Raw genomic sequence first — 5,600 nt, 5'->3', positions numbered from 1 at the left:
GACTGTGATAATTTCCAGAACATCCGATGCTAAATCCTCTTCAAAGGTTGCATCCTCTTTTTTGTTTAGTATGATTACTTCAATATCGTGGTACTCACATACAGCAAAAATAAGTTCAGATCCGAACCGAAGCAACCTATCTTTATGGGTGATTACAAGACGCGCTACATCACCATCTAAAATAGCTGCGAGTAGTTTATTTAAACCTTTTTTGCGATAATTCATGCCACTGCCTAAGTCTCTAATGACCTCGTAATTCCAGCCATTAGATTGACAGTAGCTAGACAACACCGCGTCTTGCCTATCAAGTTCGTGTTTCTGATCTTGGGATGAAACGCGGGCGTAAGCAAGGGTTTTACCTAGTTTTTGCTCTACAAAGTCAGCTAACCTGTACCGCCTGTGTCCGCCGCTGGTTCTGACTGATTTAATTTTTCCATCGCTCTCCCAACGCCTAATGGTGTCTACACTGACGGCTTTGAGTTCCGCTAGTTCGCCTATACTAATTAGTCTGTCCACTGCTTTACCGAGAATTACCTGTTTAAAATGTAGGTAATTCTCGGTATTTTGTCAACTGCCGATAACCCTATACTTTGCTAAATGCTGACTTCGCTTTGCTTTTAATAGATTTTAATTTTTAATTTTTAATTTTTAATTACCTTAGCTATCGGTCAACAGCGCTTAAAATTAGCACACAAAATTTTAGTATCACCAAAATACTTGTTAATGAACCTTATAATCCGTAAAAAAGCTTAAGATTAGAAGATTCACAATTAAACATACCTAGAACCGCCAGAAGGCTATACTCTCCGCCATCTGGTTAGCAATAAGATAAATAATGATGCCCCGGATACTTGTTATTGATGATGACCCTACGATCGCAGAACTTGTTGCCGTCAACCTAGAAATGGCCGGCTACGAAGTCACCCAAGCAGAAGACGGGATCAAAGGTCAGGCCCTAGCCATCCAAATGCTGCCTGACTTGATCATGCTAGATTTAATGCTGCCAAGAGTAGATGGATTTACAGTTTGCCAGCGTTTGCGCCGCGACGATCGCACCGCAGACATTCCCGTATTAATGCTGACCGCCTTGGGTCAAACCCAAGACAAAGTAGAAGGCTTTAACGCCGGTGCTGACGACTACCTGACCAAACCCTTTGAGCTAGAAGAGATGTTAGCGAGAGTGCGAGCCTTGCTGCGGCGAACCGATCGCATCCCTCAAGCCGCCAAACACTCTGAAATCTTGAGCTACGGCCCTCTAACCCTCGTCCCAGAGAGATTTGAGGCTATTTGGTACACTCAGATAGTCAAACTCACTCACCTAGAGTTTGAGTTACTGCATTGTTTACTCCAGCGTCACGGTCAAACCGTCTCTCCCAGCGAAATCCTCAAAGAAGTTTGGGGATACGATCCTGATGACGACATCGAGACGATCAGAGTACACATTAGACACCTAAGAACTAAAATGGAACCCGATCCCCGCCATCCCCGCTTCATTAAAACCGTTTATGGAGCTGGCTATTGCTTGGAGTTACCCAGCAACGGGAGCAAAGCTGAGGAGGAAGGAAATCATTAGATAGATAGCAACCTTCTTGGCAGTTATGACGTTCTGATTTCCTGTCACCATAGATTCTATTCCCCTCTTCCCCCTAGCCCCTAGCCCCTAGCCCCTTCTTCCAAACTGCGATCGCTATGACTACCAACTTGAACAAAACATCAGTTACTCATATAAAAAGTCTCTATAAAGAGGATTTTTATCTGTGGCTCAATACAACGGCTCAACAGTTGCGCTCTCGCCAACTTGATGACGTTGATTTTGACAATTTAATTGAGGAAATTGAGTCAATGAGTGGTAGTCAGCGACGGGAACTTAAAAATCGCTTAATTGTTTTGTTGATGCACTTACTTAAGTATCAATATCAACCCTCATTACGCTCAAATTCTTGGATAAGCACGATTCTCGAACAACGCCGTCAGCTTGAGTTTTTATTAAAAGATAGTCCCAGCCTTAAACCTTACTATCTTGAAGTATTTTCTGACTGCTACTCTAATGCTGTCGTTGATACTTCTACTGAAACCAAGCTACCTGTTAATACTTTTAGTGAATTTTGTCCCTTTTCTCCTGAAGATGCGATCGACTCTAGCTTCATCATTTCTCTAATCAATCAGGAACGAGATTAATCTGCAACAGCAGCCAACAATAATCCTTCAAATAATTTAATACCATCAGTCTTGCCCAAAATAGGATCGGATGCCCTTTCTGGATGTGGCATCATTCCTAACACATTTCCTTGACGATTACAAATACCTGCAATATTATTTAACGAGCCATTAGGGTTGCCAGCATTGCTGATTTTACCTGCACTTGTACAATAGCGAAATAAGATTTGACCGTTATCTTCCAATTCTGCTAAAGTATCAGCATCGGCATAGTAGCGTCCCTCACCGTGAGCAATTGGAAGGTTAATAATTTGACCGGATTTATAAGCAGAAGTCCAAAGACTGTTAGTGCTTTCGACTTTGAGAGGGGTGCGATCGCAAATAAAATTTAACCCGGCATTTCTGGCTAGAGCTCCTGGTAGTAAACCCGCCTCGGTTAATACTTGAAAACCATTGCAAATGCCTAAGACCGGTTTACCAAGTTTTGCGTGTTCAACAGTAGCTTTCATCACTGGAGAAAAACGTGCGATCGCGCCGCACCTCAAATAATCTCCATAGCTGAAACCTCCGGGAATTACCACAACATCTAGGTCAGAAATATCAGTTTCTTCATGCCAAATCATGCGAGTAGGCTGATTGAGCAACCCTTGAGTCACCCAAACCACATCGCGATCGCAATTTGAACCAGGAAAAACAATAACGCCAAATTTCATAATTGGTAATTGGTAATTGGTAATTGGTAATTGGTAATTGGTAATTGGTAATTGCTAATTGCTAATTGCTAATTGCTAATTGCTAATTGTCTTTTCCAGTTAACAGTTAACTGTTAACTGTTAACAATTCCGTCAAATCAAAAGTATAATTCTCAATAACAGGATTAGCTAACAATTGATCGCAAATACGGTCAAGTTCAAGGCGGGCTGCTGCTTCATCCACACAAGAGATGGTCATTTCAATATACTTGCCGATCCGAATTTGCTCAACATTGTCATAGCCCATGTGTTGCAAACCAGACTGTACAGCAGTACCAGCGGGGTCTAAAACCGAGGGGCGGAGGGTGACATAAATTCGAGCCTGATATTTTTGAGCCACAATAATACCTGATGTCAAGTCTGACTAAAGTTAACAATACCAATATTATCCGCCAGGTGAGCCATTATTAAGTAGTCGGACATATATATATATTGCTTGTCATTGCGAGCCAAGCGCAGCGCAGTTGCGAGGGTACGAAGCAAGCCCGAAGCAATCTTATATATTGCTTGTCATTGCGAGCGCAGCGAAGCAATCTTAACACCTTGCGATTGCTTCGCTGCGCTCGCAATGACAAGGCTGCGCTCGCAATGACAAGGCTGGGCTCGCAATGACAAGGCTGGGCTCGCAATGACAAGTATTTTACCGGACATGATATTAGTGATGCGCGATCGCCCAAAATCAGGCGATGGTCTTTCCCGAACTGAGCTAGCCTAGAAACAAGGAAAGATTTAGACTTAAGCATATCAAAAAAACTGACCATGAGAACCCACCACACCCGCAGTCAGGAGCGTATTTTAAATCTGCTCAAGACCCTCAACCGCTCGATTTCAGCTCAAGATATATACTTAGAACTGCGTAACAGCGACCAAAGCATGGGTTTAGCGACAGTTTACCGTTCCCTGGATGTCTTAAAGCGGGAGGGAGTGATTCAGGTGCGGACATTAGGTAGCGGGGAATCCCTCTACAGTGTGGTACAAGAAGACCAACACCACCTAACTTGTCTTGAATGCGGGGACTCGATCCCGATTAACGAATGTCCCGTCCACGAATTGGAACGCCAGTTACAAAAGTTGCACTCATTCAAGATTTATTACCATACGCTAGAGTTTTTCGGACTGTGCGATCGCTGTGCTGTGACTCCAGAATCTTAAGTGTAGGCTACAGTCTGTTTAGGCTAATGGCTAATGGCTAATGGCTAATGACTAATGGCTAATGGCTAATGGCTAATGGCTAATGGCTAATTACTTCCAGCCTCCTAGTCTCCCTATCTCCCAGTCTCACGGATCGCGCCTAAAATAAAAAAGAGATTTATAAACTAAAAACGCGATCGTGAGCGATTCTACCCTAGAACAAATATTGAAACTGGCAACTGTACGAGCAGAGGCCGCTGAGGTTTACTACTTATCCAGCCAAGACACCCCCATCGAATTTGAAAATAATCGCCTCAAATCCCTGCAAACCAAGGCCCTGCAAGGCGTTGCACTTCGACTAATTTATAAGGGTAAACTAGGTTTCGCTAGTTCCACAGACTTGACGCGGTTGGAAGACTTGGTAGACGCGGCCATCCAAACCGCTGAAATTGGAGATCCCGCAGAGTTTGAACTTGCTGATAACTTCCAGATGACGGCCCCAGAAACCACCTACACGCCGCCGTCAACACAACAATTAGTGGAAGTTGGCAAGGGGCTAATCGAACAAGTTCACGCTTACAATCCAGATATTCTCGTAGATGTCGGGTTTCACGTCCGCAGCGGTCGAGTTAAAATTGCCACAACGCGAAATGTTTATGCTGAAAGGTCTAGCCAAATTGTCAGCGGTAGTATTTCCGGCAATTTAGTCAGAGGAGAAGATTTTCTCCAAGCTTACAGCTATGATGTAGCACGCGATCGCCCCTTAGATACCGATAATATCCTGCAAACTCTCCTGCAAAAATATCGCTGGGCCGAAAATCAAGCCACCATTACCAGCGGTTCCTACCCAGTCTTATTCACCCCCAGAGCCGCCGCTAGCACCCTTGGTAGCTTATTTGATACCATCCTTTCAGGTCAAGTAGTCGTCCAGAAAGCCTCTCCCTTAGTTGACAAGGTAGGTGAAACCCTATTTGACCAACGCTTTACCCTATTTGAAGACCCCACCATCGGGCCCTCCGCCTGTCCCTTTGACGATGAAGGGACTCCCACCAGCAGCAAAGTCTTAATTGACCAAGGTACAGTCATGGGATTTTATTGGGATCGTCGCTGGGCTGCCCGTGCAGGTGTAAAATCCACAGGTAACGGTTTCCGAGGTGGACTATCTCGCCCCGGCCCCGATTTAGTCAACCTCTGCATTTCCCCTGGAAATACGCTGACAAGCGAATTAATTGCCAGCATGGAAGAAGGCTTAATTGTGGATCAGGTTTTGGGTGCTGGTCAATCTAACGAGTTAGCAGGCGAGTTTTCTGTTAACTTGGATTTAGGCTACAAGGTCGAAAAAGGTCAAATTGTCGGTCGCGTGAAGAATACAATGGTGGCAGGCAGTATTTTTGAAGCCTTTAAAAATTTGGCAGATTTAGGGAGTGAACCGGAATGGGTTGGCGGCGGGGCTTATTTACCGAGTATGCTGTTTCAACAGTTAGGTGTAGCCTCTAGGCAAAATTAAGATGGAAAGTTGCTATAAGACTCGTAACGCCGCCCTCTGGGCGGTTAAATTAC

Annotated in this window: 7 protein-coding genes; 4 read left to right on the top strand and 3 right to left on the bottom strand. The window is 44.4% G+C overall.

Going from position 1 to position 5,600, the window contains the following annotated elements; translation table 11 throughout:
• On the bottom strand, positions 1–516 hold a 516-nt coding region (locus PY364_RS01160), incomplete at its 3' end, for an IS607 family transposase (protein WP_275519705.1).
• 322 nt (positions 517–838) lie between these two features.
• On the opposite strand from PY364_RS01160, the gene PY364_RS01155 reads away from it, so the two are divergent.
• Together PY364_RS01155 and PY364_RS01150 are read left to right on the top strand one after the other, a co-directional pair.
• On the top strand, positions 839–1,573 hold the full coding sequence (locus PY364_RS01155; RefSeq protein WP_275519707.1) for a response regulator transcription factor: 735 nt from the start codon (positions 839–841) through the stop codon (positions 1,571–1,573).
• Between the two features lie 116 nt (positions 1,574–1,689).
• Positions 1,690–2,178 (top strand): DUF29 domain-containing protein, encoded by a 489-nt coding sequence (locus tag PY364_RS01150; RefSeq protein WP_275519703.1) that lies wholly within the window; start codon positions 1,690–1,692, stop codon positions 2,176–2,178.
• Here PY364_RS01150 and purQ read toward each other — a convergent pair.
• Both purQ and purS read right to left on the bottom strand, forming a co-directional pair.
• Positions 2,175–2,870: a phosphoribosylformylglycinamidine synthase subunit PurQ gene (gene purQ / locus PY364_RS01145; RefSeq protein WP_275519701.1), complete on the bottom strand. Its 696-nt coding sequence runs from the start codon at positions 2,868–2,870 to the stop codon at positions 2,175–2,177. The two genes, PY364_RS01150 and purQ, sit on opposite strands and share 4 nt — an antisense overlap.
• A 106-nt stretch (positions 2,871–2,976) precedes the next feature.
• Entirely contained in the window at positions 2,977–3,249 is a 273-nt protein-coding gene (purS, locus tag PY364_RS01140) for a phosphoribosylformylglycinamidine synthase subunit PurS (protein ID WP_275519699.1), read from the bottom strand.
• 419 nt (positions 3,250–3,668) lie between these two features.
• Here purS and PY364_RS01135 point away from each other — a divergent pair, with 419 nt between their 5' ends.
• The gene (locus PY364_RS01135) at positions 3,669–4,061 is read left to right on the top strand and encodes a Fur family transcriptional regulator (protein WP_275519697.1); all 393 of its coding nucleotides are present in this window, start codon (positions 3,669–3,671) and stop codon (positions 4,059–4,061) included.
• Positions 4,062–4,239: 178 nt separating this feature from the next.
• Positions 4,240–5,547: a metallopeptidase TldD-related protein gene (locus PY364_RS01130; RefSeq protein WP_275519695.1), complete on the top strand. Its 1,308-nt coding sequence runs from the start codon at positions 4,240–4,242 to the stop codon at positions 5,545–5,547.
• Positions 5,548–5,600: the final 53 nt, after the last annotated feature.

Origin of the sequence: Kamptonema sp. UHCC 0994 (assembly GCF_029167235.1) — a bacterium.
GTDB lineage: Bacteria > Cyanobacteriota > Cyanobacteriia > Cyanobacteriales > Microcoleaceae > Kamptonema.
The sequence above is the reverse complement of the archived record's forward strand: the minus strand, read 5'-3'. Positions and strand labels throughout refer to the sequence as shown.